A 13,900-nucleotide genomic window follows, 5' to 3' on the forward strand; every position below is an offset into this window, starting at 1 on the left:
CCGGTTAACCGCCGTTTGCCGTCTTTTGCTTTGCAGCATTTCCGCTATGAGGGAACGCGAGGAGCGAGGGCGATGATCGAAGTTCACCAGTTTCCCTGCCTGTCTGACAACTATGGCTACCTCGTGCATGACAGCGCGAGCGGCGAAACCGTGTGCATCGATACTCCCGATGCCGATCGCTATCTGGCCGAGGCGGCCGCGCGCGGGTGGCAGATCACGCAGATCTGGAACACCCACTGGCATGCCGATCATGCCGGCGGCAACGCGGCGATCAAGGCCGCCACTGGCTGCACGATCAGCGCGCCGGCCCAGGAAACCGCCAAGATCGCGGGCGTCGACCGCGCTGTGGATGGCGGCGACACCGTGCGCCTGGGCGATCACGTGGTGCAGGTGCTGGCCGTGGGTGGGCACACGCTGGGCCATGTCGCCTATCACCTGCCCGATGCCGGCCTGGCGTTTGTCGGCGACGCGCTGTTTGCGCTGGGCTGCGGGCGCATGTTTGAAGGTACCGCGCCCCAGTTCTGGGCGAGCCTCACGCGCCTCAAGGCGCTGCCCGCTGAAACGCTGGTTTACTGCGCGCACGAATATACCGCCAGCAACGCCCGCTTTGCCGTGCATGCCGATCCCGACAATGCCGCGCTGGCCGACTATGCGCAGGACGTCACGGCGCGGCGCGCGCAGGGCCTGCCCACTGTGCCCACCTCGCTGGCGCGCGAGCTGGCCACCAACCCCTTCCTGCGCGCCGACGATCCCGTCCTGCAATCCCGCTGGGGCGGCGGCGACGCCGTTGCCACCTTTGCCGCCTTGCGCGCGGCCAAGGACAGCTTCCGCTGACTGTTGCACGCGAAAGAGACCTTGATCCATGGCCGAAAAGCGCCTCACCCGTGTAACCAGTTTCGACGTGGCCGAAGCGGCCGGCGTCAGCCAGTCCACCGTCAGCCGCGCGCTGGCCGGTGACCCGTCGATCAGCGCGCCCACCCGCCAGCGGGTGATGGAGGCGGCGCGCAAGCTCAACTATCAGGTGGACGAAAACGCCGCGCGGCTGCGCCGGGGCAAGACCGGCACGCTGGCTGTCGTCATGGTCTGCCGGCCGGGGCAGGATCGCAAGGATCTCAACCCGTTCTACTATGCCCTGCTGGGCAGCACCTGCGCCGCGGCCGCCGCGCGCGGGTTCGAGGTTCTGGTGGCGTTTCAGGACAGCCCGGAAAATTTCTGGGGCCATTACCAGGAACGCCGCAAGGCTGACGGCATGATCGTGATCGGCACCAGCGAAAACACCGCCGCCTGGGACTATTTCGGCGCCCTGCCCCAGGGCAGCCACTGGGTGTGCTGGGGCGCGACGCAGGACGATTTCCCTTGGGTGCGCAGCGACAACCACGCCGGGGCAACACTGGCCACGCGCCACATGCTGGTGCGCGGCTATCGCCATATCGTGTGCCTGGGTTCGGAAACCTCGCCACAGCGGCAGTTCAAGGAACGCTATGACGGCTATGCCGCAGCGATGGAAAGCGCCGGGCTGGAGCCGGTGCTCCAGCGCATCGAGCGTGGCCTGCCGCGCGAAGAGCAAGGCCGCCGTGCCGCCGTGGCCCTGATCGAAAGCGGGCGTCCGTTCGATGCGATCTTTGGCGTCAGCGACGAGATCGCGCTGGGCGCGCTCAAGGAACTGGCCGGGCGCGGGCTGGTCGTGCCCGATCAGATCGGCATCGTCGGGTTCGATGGCGTGCGTGCCGGTGCCTGGTCCACGCCGCCGCTCACCACGGTGGAATCCGATTTCGAGGTGGCCGGCTCGCTGCTGGTCGATCGGCTGCTGGCGATGATTTCGGGCGAGACGGCCACGGCGCGGCGCGTGCCTGTGCGCCTGGTCGTGCGCGGCTCAACCAGGCCCTGAGCAGCCCGATGACAGAGCCGGCTCCGCTTGACCGCATCGACCTCAAGATCGTGGAAGAACTGCGTGTCGATGGGCGGCTGAGCATCAACGAACTCGCGCGCCGCGTGGGCTTGAGCAAGACGCCATGCCAGGCGCGGCTCAAGCGGCTGATGGCCGATGGCGTCATCCGTGGCTTTCGCGCCGTGGTCGATCCGCACAAGCTGGGCCTGGCGCATATCGCGTTTACCCAGGTCAAGCTGTCAGACACCCGCGAAAAGGCGCTCGACGCGTTCCGCCGCGCCGTCCTCCAGGTGGAGGAGGTGGAGGAATGCCACATGATCGCCAGCCATTTCGATTATCTGCTCAAGATCCGCACGGCCGATATCCTGGCCTATCGCCGCGTGCTGGGAGAGCGGATTTCGAGCCTGCCCAACGTGGCGAGCACATCGACCTATGTGGCGATGGAAACGATCATCGAGCACGGCGCTTAGGAAAAAGCGGGACCCCGGATCAAGTCCGGGGTGACGAAAAGTCTAACAGGTCAAGAATGTACGTCACCCCGGGCTCGACCCGGGGTCCCGCTTTTGCATCATCACGCCAGCACCGCATCCCCCGCCGCCGCGCGCGGCACCGGGCGGCGGGCCAGCCCCACCACCAGCGCGACGACCAGACCGATCAGCGCCTGCCCGGCAAAATTGGGCACGAAGCTGCCCATGGTATCGTGCAGGTGCCCACCAATGCTGGGCCCGATCGCGGCCGAGGTCGAAACCACGGTCATCACCGAATAAAGCTCCAGCGCGGCGCGCCCGCCGAACCAGCCGCGCAGCAACAGGGCCGTGCCCACGGTGGAAACCCCGATGCCGATGCCAAAGGTTAGTGCAAAAAAGCCCAGCGCGGCAGTGCCCAGCGGCAGGATCAGCGCGAGCGAGGAAAATGCCGATCCCACCAGCGCCACCACGGTAAGTGCGCGGGCATCAACCCGCTGACCGGCAAAACCGGCGAGCGCCGCTGCCACGGCCGCCACAAAGGCCGCCGCCGAAATGAACCCGGTGGCCACGCCCGGCGCCACGCGGTGTTCCAGCATGTGCTGATAGGCAAAGCTGTGCACGGTGGTGTTGATCAACAGGCACGCAGTATAGGCCAGCACCACGATCCAGAACTGCCATGAAGCCAGCGCGGCGCGCGCCGTCCAGCCTTCGGGCGGAGGCGGCGCTTCATCGGCCGGGCCGTGGACCACGCCGACGCGGCGTTCATAGCGGCCGCACACCGCCGCCGCGAACAGGCCCAGCACCAGCGCGCCGGCGGCACAGGCCAGCCAATAGAGGCGCCAGCTGCCCGTGGCCGAATGGATCGCGAAGAAGGTGATCGGCCCGGCCACCGCCCCCAGGTTGCCAGCGGTAAAATAGAGGCCGATGGCCGTGGAGCGCTTGCGGTCAAAGGCATTGCCAATGGCATCGACCGCCGCGATCGACCCGCAAAAGCAGAAGCCCAGCCCCAAGAGCAGCGTGGCGAGCAGATACATCCACACGCCCTGCATCCAGGCCAGCGCGGCAAATCCGGCGATAAGCTGCACCATGCCGATCAGCAGCGTAACCGCCACGCCATGGCGGCGGATGACAGCCGCCGGCAGCATCGAGGCCGCCCCGCAGGCAATCCCCAGCACGGTAAAGCCCATGCCCGCCTGCGCCCAGGTAAAATGCAGATCAGCCACGATCATCGGCAGAACCTGGCCCAACGAATTGAACGTGGAAGCCATCAACAGAAAATAGAGCGCGGCGAACGCGCCCAGAATGACGATACGCATCGGCTTGGTGCCCGTGGTGATACCCGTGCCTGGCTGGGTTGCCCGACCCGACATGGTCAAGCCACCGGCCAGGCGCAAGGGATCGTCTTGCCGGCGCGCGCGATCAGGCCCGGCGCGGCATCCTGAATCTGGGCATAGAGCGCTTCTTCATCCACGTTCGTCATCCGATAATTGTCGACCAGGCGCTGCCCGTCCACCCACACGCTGTGCACGCCGCGTCCATCGGCCGACCAGACGAGCTGGTTGATCACGTTGAGCAGCGGCGTCCATTCCGGGCGGTTGCGATCGTGCGCCACGAAATCGGCCTTCATGCCCGGCACCAGAGCGCCGACCGTGCCAGCCAGGCCCGCCGCCGCCGCGCCATGCAGCGTGGCGCATTCCAGCACGGCATGCGCGGGGAACAGATCGCCATCGCGCCGCGCATCCTTGAACAGGCCGGCGAGCAGATACATCGCGCGCATCAGATCGGCGATATTGCCATTGTTGTTGCCATCGGTGCCCAGCTGGATCGGCACGCCCGCCGCCTGCATTTCAGGGAACTTGCCATGGCTGGTCACGCCATAGCCGCCCTTCATCGCGGTGAGCGGGCAGTGCGTCACCCGCATGCCGCTGCGCGCCACGGCGGCCACCTCGGCATAATCGAGGTGGATCATGTGCGTGAGTGACAGGTGATCGCCCAGCGCGCCCAGCTCTTCCAGATGGAGCAAGGCGCGCTTGCCGGTGGTGGCGAGGTAATAGTCGGGATCGGCCGGGTCGGCGCTCATGTGCGCGGTGATGCCCAGACCGCGTTCGCGCACCATGGCCGTTGCCGCGCGCCACAGGTCGTCGGTGGCGGTGTTGTGCCCTACCAGGCAGCCCCAGGCCGCCAGGCGCTTGTCATCGGCCACCGGCCAGCGATCGAGTTGCGCCTCGAGCCGGGCAATCGCATCGCGTGTCAGCGTGGGCTGATCGTCCGTGGGCGCAAAGGCGCGATCCTGAATCCATTGCCCCAGCCGGCCGCGAATGCCCACGGCATCGACCGCCTCCATCACGGCGGGCAGATCCAGGATCGTGCCGGCCTCGATGAACGTGGTCACCCCGTTCTTGAGCATTTCCACCGAGGCCAGCGTGGCGGCAAGCTGTTCCTCGGCCGGGGTCTGCGCCAGATAGGTGGGGATCAGCCAATCGAACACGTTGGTGCGCCAATCGGTGTCATCGGGCACATAGCCGCGCGTGATCGGCTCGCCAGTGATGTGCACGTGGCAATTGACCAGCCCCGGCGTCAGCACGAAGCGGCTGCCATCGATCACGTCGCGCGCGGTAACCTGAGCCATGACCTGCGCGGTGGGGCCCACCGCCACGATGCGATCGCCCGCCACGGCCATCGCGCCATCGCGCCAGATCTGCCGCGCTGCATCCATCGTCACGATCCACGCATTGCGGATCACGAAATCGGCGGCGATCGGGCCGTCCCCGTCAGGGCTCATGCGCGCCACGCCTCGACCACGGCGGCGCTGGTCGTCAGCAGCGAACAATGCTGCGCCATGGCCTTGAGCGCATGCACATGCAGATCAGGCTCGGCCGCAGCGCAGGCATCGGACACCACAAAGGTGTGGTAATTGCGATGAAACGCATCGCGCGTGGTGGAATCGACGCAGCAGTCCGTCGTCAGCCCGGTCATCACCATGGTATCGATGCCGCGCGCACGCAGTTGCATATCAAGGTCGGTGCCGTGGAAGCTGGAATAGGCCAGCTTGGCAATCTCGATATCCCCTGGCCGGGGCGCGACGCGCCAGTAATCCTCGCCGCCGCTGCCGATCCGGCAGATCGCCTCGCCGCCGGGAGAGCCGCGCCTGGCCATCCAGGTTTTCAGCGCTTGGCTGTCGCTTTCCGGCCGGGTCATCACCCGCATGAAGGCCACGGTGACGCCAGCCGCGCGGGCTGCGGCGATGAGGTCCTCAATGCGGTCGACCGCCTTGTCAGATTCGGTCATGTCTGCGCCATAACCGGCGACCACGCCATGCGGCGCGGCGAAATCGACCTGCACATCGACCACCACCAGCGCGGTGCGCGCCGGCGCGATCATCGCGCCTGGCTGGGCCACGTGCGGCAAGGCGGTGGCCGGATCGATCACGGTCTGGGCCGCCAGCTCAGGCATCGATCGCCTCCTTGATCTTGCCGGGAAAGCGCGCGCGCAGAACGGGCAGGATCTTTTCGGCAAAGACCGGCAGCATCGTCAGGTAATCGGGGAAGATCAGCATCAGCCCGTCAAGCGCAGTCTTTTCAAAGATTTCCGTCAGCTGCGCGAGGACCGTCTCGGGCGAGCCAGCCACATGCGGGGCCATCAGCGCCGATCGCGCCTTGCGGGTGAAATCGTTCTCCTTGCCGATTTCCGCGTCGAGCATGCCATAGGCGCGCATCATGCCCCACAGCGTCTCTTCATCCAGCCCATCGCGATAGGATTGCACCATGGCCTCGGCCTCGGCATCGGTTTCGCCAATGACCAGGATCATCATCGAATAGGTGCGGATGGCATGGCCCAGTTCCAACGCGCCAGCCTTGGCCTTGTGCGTGTTGGCAATCAGTTCGTCCAGGTTGTTGCCCGCCAGGAACAGCGCGTCCATGTGCTCGGCGGTAAAGCGCACGCCGGCCTTGGACGTGCCGGCGCAGACCAGGAACGGGCGCTGCTGCGGCTTGGGCCACGACGTGCAATCGTCCAGCGTGAAATACTTGCCATGGGCGGTGACCCGGTCTTCGCTCCACAGCCGCTTGATGTTCTCGATCCACTCGGTGGCCAGGACATAGCGCTCGTCATGGTCGACGCCCTCGGGCCAGGCACCCATCTGGGCAAATTCGCCCTTGTAGGCGCCGGTCACCACGTTGAGCCCGGCGCGGCCCCCGCTGATCTGATCGAGCGTGGCGATCATCTTGGCCGCCACCGCCGGGTTTTGCAGCAGGGTGTGGATCGTCGCCCAGACTTTCACACGGCTGGTCGCCTGGGCCAGGCCGGCCATCATCAGCGGGCTGTCGAGCGAGGATTCCCAGTGCTGGATCTCGCCGCCATAGCCCTTGAACTTGGCCATCGCCATGATGAAATCCAGCCCCATGGCATCGGCCAGCTTGGCCACTTCCAGGTTATAGCCGTAGGAGCCATCGAGCCGCGGCGAATTCTTTGAAATGATCCAGCCGCCGTTGGCCATCGGCATGAAGATGCCGATGTCGCGCCCGCCGCTGTCGGAAGGAAGGCCGAAATGCGCAACCGTGGTAGTGGGTTCGGTCATGGCTGGTCCGTGATTTTGCAGTGATGAACAGGATGTGTGGCGCGGGTTGGGATCACGGGCAAGCTAGGGCGGCTTGGCCCGCGCATCTTGTCACCACGCGCACGAAGGTTTGTGCAGCGCACGAACTGCCACGCTGGCGCACAAATCCATGCGCGCCACGGCAAGACGCGCCCGCCACATCCAACTAGCCCTGGCGCAAACCAACAGAAGGAATGCGCATGGCAAACTGGTTCATCACCGGCGTCAGTTCGGGCCTGGGTCTGGCCCTGGCCCGCGCCGCGCTGGGGCGTGGCGATGCCGTGGTAGGCACAGTGCGCGCGCAGGCCGACGCGGAAATGTTCACTGCCCTTGCCCCCGGCCGCGCCCATGCGATGAAGCTGGACGTGACCGACGAAGCCGCCGTGCAGGTGGTGATCCGCACCGCGCAAGGACTGGTTGGCCCGCTTGATTACGTGGTCAACAACGCTGGGCGCGGCTTTACCGGCGCGGTGGAGGAAACCAGCCTGGCCGATGCGCGCGCGCTGTTCGATGTCAACGTGTTCGGCCCGATGGCGGTGATCAAGGCCGCGCTTCCCGCCATGCGCGCCCGCCGCGCCGGGCACATCGTCAACATCACCTCGGTTTCGGGCCTGGCGGCCTGGCATGGCACGGCGATCTATGGCGCCACCAAGTTTGCGCTGGAATGCATCGGCCGCACCCTGGCGCAGGAAGTGGCGCCGCTCGGCATCAAGGTGACCAATGTGGCGCCCGGCGGATTGCGCACCGCCTTTTCCGCCGAACGCCTGCCCGGCGCCGATCCAGTCATCGCCGATTATGCCGGCACGGCCCACCTTGCGCGCCAGATCCTGCAGGACAAGCACGGCAACGAGCCAGGATGCCCCACGCTGGCCGCGCAAGCAATCCTGGCCGCGCTGGATGAGCCCGAGCCACCGCTGGTGCTGCTGCTGGGTGACGACGCGCTGCACTATGCCGAACACGAATTGGGCGAACTGGCTGGGCAATTCGATCGCTGGCAGGGCTATACGCTGGCGATTGCGGCGGAGCCGGTGCTGACCCCCTGATCGAGCGGGTATCGCAACGTTGTGACGGCAAATAGCGGGACCCCGGATCAAGTCCGGGGTGACGATGCCTGAAAGAATGTCTTTCCACGTCACCCCGGACTTGATCCGGGGTCCCGCTTCCTTGAAGCGCACCGCAACGCCTCGATCAGCTGGTGAACAGCGCCTTGCGGATCACCGCATGCACACCCCAGTTGCCGTTGGCGACCTGGCTGATCCCGAAATCGACGCCAACCGAGAGCAGCGAGATCGCCTCGTCCTCGGTCAGGTCGCGGATGGTCATCAGGAAGCGCCGCGCCTTGCGGAAAGCGTCGCGCATTGCGGCATCGATCGATGATCGCTTGTAAACCTCGCTCTGCGCCTTGCCGCCCAGGTCGCGCAGGTAATCGGGGTTGGAAAAGCCCAGGATCACATATTCGCTGGGCGTCTCGATCATCGGATAATCCAGCTCGCGCACGTGGGCCGGCGCGCCCTTGGCCTTGTGCAGGATCACCTGGATCACGGCGGTCATCGAGCATTCGATCGCCGTGCCGCACAGTTCGCCATCGCCCTGGCTGGCGTGGGGATCGCCCAGCGACAAGAGGCCGCCAGGCACTGCCACCGGCAGGAACACACTCGCCCCCGGCCCCAGGCGCCAGTTGTCGATATTGCCGCCGAAATTGGCCGGCGGCACCGAATCGACCAGATCGGCATGGGCCGGCGCGAGCGCCACCACGCCGAAATGCGGCCGCACCGGTATCTCGATATCGCGCAGCACGTTGAAGTTCTTTTCGATCGTTTCCGGGTCCACCGGCACGCCGGGGTAATCGTACATCGGGTGGATCACGCCCGAGGGGTCTTTCTGCGGCGTCCAGCGATAGTTGTAGACCGCGTGCGCCAGCGGCAGCCCGGCGCCCTTTTCGATCTCGTAAATGGTGATCACTTCGCGCGGCTTCGGCTCCGTGATCAGTTCGGCATAGTGAAATCCCCAATAGGCGGCCACGTTGCTGCCAAAGGCGCGCCCGGCAAAGCGCGGGTTGCGGCTGGGGCGCGGATCGATATCGAGGATGCGCACCTGCACCACGTCGCCCGGCTCTGCCCCCGAAATGGCGATCGGGCCGGTGCAGATATGCACGCCAAAGCCCTCGCCCGGCCCACGCCCCAGCACCGAGGCATCGAGCGGCCCTGCCCCGCGCCGATCCACCACCTTGCCCTCGGCTGTCCAGCGATAGACCGCCTCTGCCGCCGGATCGCCATGGATCATGCGTTCGGCGTCATCGTTGGCGTGGTGGGTCAGCGTTTCGACGGTGACATAATCGCCCGAGCAGACTTCCAGCGCGGGTTTCAGATGCTTGCTGAAATAGCCCCAGTGGATCGTGTCGGGGCGCACCGGCAACACATGATGGCGCACGCCGGGCGCTGCATCGACCTGCACGTCCTCGACCAGGCCATCGGCCTCTACCGCCGGATCGAGCGTGGTCGCGGCTGGCGTTTCCTCGCGTTCTTCGGGCCGGGCATCCTTTTGCGCGCTGGGCCGCCCGCGCCGGGGTGCCTCGATCGCCTCGTCCGGCAGGGCGCCGACCTTGCGGTATTCGCGCGGGCTCATGCCATAGCGTTCGCGGAATGCGCGGCTGAAGCTGGCGCTGTCGTTGAACCCCCACTGAAAGAGGATTTCGGAAATGGAGCGCTGCGCGTGCAGCGGGCTGCCCAGGTCCAGCCGGCAGCGTTCCAGCCGGCGGAATTTCACGAACTGGCTAAAGCTTTCGCCCGCGCTTTCGAACAGTTTCTGGAGATAGCGCGGGGAAATGCGATGCTCTGCCGCAATCTGGTGGATCGACAGGTTGGGATCGGACAGGCGCATCTCGATCGACTGGAACACCCGTTCGAGGATCGCTGCGCGCGCCCCAGCCGCGCCGCCCAGTTCCTTGACCGGCGCCTTGTCGAGCAGCGTGGCGGCGATGAATTCGGGGAGTGCCAGTTCGACCGGGCGGATCTGGTCATCCGACACATCGACGATGGTATCGGCGACTGAGCGCAGCAGCGCCGAAAGCATGCGGCCGATCGCCTCGTCGGCAATCAGGTTGCTGATCTGTGATGGCAGGGCCGAACGCGAACGCAGCGCGGGCAGCGCGTGGGGCACCTTGACCAGCAGAAAGCGGTGTTCGCCGTTCAGGTCGATCTGCGTGCGGGCAGAACCGCCGCCATAGAGAATGTCCCCTTCGGACAGCTCGATCGCGGTGGTGCCCTGGGTCGCGCTCAGCCGCCCTTCGAGCAGCAGCACCAGCCAGAAGCTGGGCGCATCCTGGGCCATATCGATCGCCAGGCGCTGGCCATTGCCGGTCACGCGCACGAACTGGATGCCCTGGCCGCTGGTAAAGCTTACCAGCTCGCCATAGAGTTCCTCAGCAGTGCCAAGCACTTCGAGGCTGACACGCTGCAGCGCAAAACGCCAGGCGTCCTGGCGCTGCTCGCGCGGGTAGGCATTGGTGGTAAAGCGCAACGGCTTGCCCCCTAGGTTGAGCGACCCTGATGGCGGCGCGGCTTATGGTTGCCGGCCTGGCAACCACCTTACGCCATCTGTGATGACACGCAATGCTGCACCGCAAACAAAACGTGCCCCGGATCGGGTCAGGCCTGGGTCATTTCCCGGGCTGCCAGGCGCTGGTGGGTGGCGCGATAGCGGTGCACCAGCCACTTGTTGAACTGGCCTTGCGCGCCTTCCTGCCAGGAATAGCGGCCGCGCGGGGCAAAGCGCGAGCGCAGGCCCTGCTGCACCAGCTCATCGACATGCAGATCCTGCGCGATGATATGGCCCGAGGCGCGGATATTCATGTCGAGCTTGTGATCAAAGGCGGGGTCGGCCATCGCGCCCGGCGCAAACAGGAAGCCGGTGTCCATCTCCAGCGATTCCGGGCCATTGGGCCGCAGGATCAGGTAGATCACCATGTCGCTCATCATCACCAGGCTGAGCGTGGGCGGGATGTTGGCAAAGGTCATGCGCATGCGCGCTTCGTCAGACAGGCCGGGGAACACCGGCAGCACCGCCTTTTGCGTGGCGTTGAAGCTGGCATCGGCGTGCAGCGTGCCGTTGAAGCGCAGGAAGCCGCCATCGGCCGGATCGCTATCGGGAAACACCGCCAGGCCCGATGGCACGAAATCGTGCAGCGGGCCATGGTGCAGCCGGCTGGCATGATAGCCATCGTTGTTGTTTTCGAACATGACCTTCCAGTTCCACGGCAGCGTGGGTGCCGGATCGGGACGCGGCCCTTCGGCCCCGGCCAGGTCATAGCCGGCAATGGCCTCGGCCACCGCCGTCAGGCGCGGCGCCAGCGGGGCGGCATCGGCATCAAAGTTGATGAAGATGAAGCCGTTCCACAGTTCCACCTTGAAGGTCGGCAGGCTGTATTGCGCCTTGTCGAAATTGCAGGTCTTGCTCATCGCCGGGGCGGCGACCAGCTTGCCATCCAGGTTATAGCTCCAGTGGTGATAGGGGCACAGGAAACCGCGTGCATTGCCGTGCCCTTCGGCCACCAGCATCGCGCGGTGCTGGCACACGGCCGACATCGCGCGGATTTCCCCATCCAGCGTGCGCGATACCAGGATCGGCTCGCCAATCACGCGGGTGGAGAAATAGTCGCCCGGCTTGGCCACCCAATCGGCGCGGCCCACGCACAGCCATTCGTGGTTGTAGAGCGCCTCTTTCTCGAACGCATAGAATTCCGCGCTGGTATAGCACTCGGGCGGCAGGGTCTCCGCCTCGGCGAGGTCGGTCGCCGAACTCTCAAGCGAGCGGATGAAGCTGTCGGTAACGAGGGTCACGGGCGCAAACTCCTGAAACGGGCTGGATCGAAGCTCTGTTTAGCGGTGTCGCAGGCCGCTGGTCTTGAGCCGGGCAGCACGAATTGTTGAGCGTGGGGTGCTGCGCAGTCTGCGCCAAGCCATGCTGCGCCGCAACAATAATGAGGAACACAAATGGCGGGGGATTGGCACCCCCGCCGCCGCCTTCATTCGCGGGTAAAGTCTGCGGGCACCTGCGGATCGGTCCCTGCCTTGCCCCACAGCAGGATTTCGTTGCCCCACGGATCCTGGAACGCGTGGTTATAGCCGTTGAAAGTGGACCAATAGTGGTTGCGCCACAGGATCGTGGCGCCGCGTTCCTCCGCCGCGGCCAGGATGCGATCGGCACTGTCATCGTCGCTGATCAGGATCCAGATGCGCGGCTTGCGCCCGTCGCTCGCCAGATCGCGCGGGGCAACACCGGCGGGTTCTGGGTGCGGGCGGGCATTGGCTGCGGCAAAGATGCCCAGGTGCAAGTTGCCGATCGCGCTGTCGCTGCCATCGGGGTTCTTGAACTGCCCGCCCGGCACCATGCGGTGATAGACCCCGGCCGGCTTTTCATCGTTCTGCCAGCCGAACACCTCGGCATAGAATCGGGCTGCGGCGGCCGGGTCATCGGCAGGCATATCGACGAAAATCAGGGTGTTGGGCATTGGCAGCGCCTTTCCTTGGCCAGCAGGGTCAATAGCCACCTTGTGGCAAGGCGCGGCCCCGCCCGGCTTGGACCTGCGCGCACCGATTGTTGATCCGTGCGCGGCGCGGCCAAGTCATAGGGCGCGCGCAAACAAGACCGCAGCGCAGCATTGGCCCGACAACCAAGGCGTCCTGATACCCATCGAAACGAGGCACACGCATGAGTTTGGTCTGCACCCACGGTCAGCAGCGGACGGCTACGGCGCCCGGCGCCCTGCACTATCTGAAAGCCACGCCCGAGACCGTGCACTGGGGCTATTTCTCGCCCACGATCAAGCCGGCCCTGACAATCAAGAGCGGCGATCTGGTGCATGCCGAAGCGATCACCCACCATGCCGGCGATGCGCCCGAACTGATGTTCGACGAAGGCGTGGAGCAGATCTTCACCCAGATCGATCCCACCACCCGCGCGCCGGGCGTGCACATCATGACCGGGCCGATCTTTGTCGAAGGCGCCGAGCCGGGAGACATGCTGGAGGTGCGCTATCTCCAGATGGTGCCACGCAACAACTATGGCTCCAACCTCGCGGCCAACTGGGGCCACCTCTATCAGGAGTTCGACGAGAAGGAGCGCGTGACGATCTACCAGCTCGATCCCACCACGCAAACCGCCAGCGCGCTTTATGCCTATGATTTTCCTGGGAAGTACCTTGTGCCTGGCACGATCACCAGCTGCCCGGTGTGCGATCGCCAGCCCGCCTTGCCCGGCGTGACCATCCCTGCCCGCCCGCACCTGGGCACCGCCGGCGTGGCCCCGGCGGTGAACGAGCCGGTCAGCACGATTCCCCCCGGCCTGCATGGCGGCAACATCGACAACTGGCGCATCGGCGCGGGCGCGACGATGTATTACAAGTGCCAGGTCAAGGGCGGCCTCTTTTCCATCGGCGATCCGCATGTCAGCCAGGGTGACGGCGAGATTTCCGGCACGGCGATCGAAAGCTCGCTCAACTGCCTGTTCCAGATCATCCTGCGCAAGGATTTCGATTTCCCCTCGCCGCTGCTGGAAACGCCCAAGCACTGGATCGTCCACGGCTTTGGCGAAGACCTGGATGCGGCGATGAAGAATGCCTCGCTCGACATGCTCCACTTGCTGAGTGAACAAGTCGGCCTGTCGAAGAACGATGCCTATTCGCTGATGAGCGTGGCCGCCGATTTCGGCGTGACCCAGGTGGTGGACGGCACGCTGGGCGTGCACGCGCGGATCAACCGCGACATGTTCCCCGCCAAGGGCGTGGCCAAAGACCCACAGTAAGCCCTGCCAAGGGTCGCACGGGAAGCGCCGGAGAGCCTTGGCTTTCCGGCGCTTTTCGCGCGTGGATTTGGGTGACGTGCCAACGCCCTTCGACAGGCTCAGGGCGAATGGGGAGAGCCAATTCCTGACCACCGTTCGGGCTGAGCCTGT

The 13,900-nt window shown here is 65.6% G+C and carries 12 protein-coding genes; 5 read left to right on the top strand and 7 right to left on the bottom strand.

All coding sequences use genetic code 11. The features are described 5' to 3' along the window. Positions 1–72: 72 nt before the first annotated feature. From gloB to ABIC78_RS03260, 3 genes are read left to right on the top strand one after another with little or no spacing between them, the layout of a single operon-like run. Positions 73–834 (top strand): hydroxyacylglutathione hydrolase, encoded by a 762-nt coding sequence (gene gloB, locus ABIC78_RS03250; protein WP_354487813.1) that lies wholly within the window; start codon positions 73–75, stop codon positions 832–834. Positions 835–862: 28 nt separating this feature from the next. Further along, entirely contained in the window at positions 863–1,888 is a 1,026-nt protein-coding gene (locus ABIC78_RS03255; protein WP_022676426.1) for a LacI family DNA-binding transcriptional regulator, read from the top strand. A gap of 8 nt (positions 1,889–1,896) precedes the next feature. Further along, a complete protein-coding gene (locus tag ABIC78_RS03260; protein WP_354487816.1) occupies positions 1,897–2,358 on the top strand; it encodes an Lrp/AsnC family transcriptional regulator in 462 nt (153 codons plus the stop codon). 101 nt (positions 2,359–2,459) lie between these two features. Here the strand turns inward: ABIC78_RS03260 and ABIC78_RS03265 are convergent, their stop codons facing one another. Genes ABIC78_RS03265 through ABIC78_RS03280 form a run of 4 tightly spaced genes read right to left on the bottom strand, consistent with a single transcriptional unit; the run spans position 2,460 to position 6,931 of the window. Then, positions 2,460–3,671 (bottom strand): MFS transporter, encoded by a 1,212-nt coding sequence (locus tag ABIC78_RS03265; protein WP_354487818.1) that lies wholly within the window; start codon positions 3,669–3,671, stop codon positions 2,460–2,462. Between the two features lie 56 nt (positions 3,672–3,727). Next, positions 3,728–5,137, bottom strand: coding sequence for an amidohydrolase family protein (locus tag ABIC78_RS03270; protein WP_354487820.1), 1,410 nt, complete (start codon positions 5,135–5,137; stop codon positions 3,728–3,730). Beyond that, positions 5,134–5,808, bottom strand: a complete 675-nt coding sequence (locus ABIC78_RS03275; protein ID WP_354487822.1) for a cysteine hydrolase family protein — start codon at positions 5,806–5,808, stop codon at positions 5,134–5,136. Before ABIC78_RS03275 ends, ABIC78_RS03270 begins: the two co-directional genes overlap by 4 nt. After that, positions 5,801–6,931: an LLM class flavin-dependent oxidoreductase gene (locus ABIC78_RS03280; protein WP_107715788.1), complete on the bottom strand. Its 1,131-nt coding sequence runs from the start codon at positions 6,929–6,931 to the stop codon at positions 5,801–5,803. Before ABIC78_RS03280 ends, ABIC78_RS03275 begins: the two co-directional genes overlap by 8 nt. A 218-nt stretch (positions 6,932–7,149) precedes the next feature. Here ABIC78_RS03280 and ABIC78_RS03285 point away from each other — a divergent pair, with 218 nt between their 5' ends. Beyond that, positions 7,150–7,992, top strand: coding sequence for an oxidoreductase (locus tag ABIC78_RS03285; protein WP_054130856.1), 843 nt, complete (start codon positions 7,150–7,152; stop codon positions 7,990–7,992). Positions 7,993–8,137: 145 nt separating this feature from the next. Here the strand turns inward: ABIC78_RS03285 and ABIC78_RS03290 are convergent, their stop codons facing one another. From ABIC78_RS03290 to ABIC78_RS03300, 3 genes are all read right to left on the bottom strand, one after another. Then, complete coding sequence (locus tag ABIC78_RS03290) at positions 8,138–10,468, bottom strand: acetamidase/formamidase family protein (protein ID WP_354487825.1); 2,331 nt, start codon at positions 10,466–10,468, stop codon at positions 8,138–8,140. A 128-nt stretch (positions 10,469–10,596) separates the two neighbouring features. Beyond that, a complete protein-coding gene (locus tag ABIC78_RS03295; protein ID WP_022676433.1) occupies positions 10,597–11,787 on the bottom strand; it encodes an aromatic ring-hydroxylating oxygenase subunit alpha in 1,191 nt (396 codons plus the stop codon). A gap of 185 nt (positions 11,788–11,972) precedes the next feature. Then, entirely contained in the window at positions 11,973–12,458 is a 486-nt protein-coding gene (locus tag ABIC78_RS03300) for a VOC family protein (RefSeq protein WP_107715791.1), read from the bottom strand. A 200-nt stretch (positions 12,459–12,658) separates the two neighbouring features. Here ABIC78_RS03300 and ABIC78_RS03305 point away from each other — a divergent pair, with 200 nt between their 5' ends. Then, positions 12,659–13,750 (top strand): acetamidase/formamidase family protein, encoded by a 1,092-nt coding sequence (locus ABIC78_RS03305; RefSeq protein WP_354487828.1) that lies wholly within the window; start codon positions 12,659–12,661, stop codon positions 13,748–13,750. Positions 13,751–13,900: the final 150 nt, after the last annotated feature.

This window comes from Novosphingobium sp. 1529, assembly GCF_040544855.1.
GTDB lineage: Bacteria > Pseudomonadota > Alphaproteobacteria > Sphingomonadales > Sphingomonadaceae > Novosphingobium > Novosphingobium capsulatum.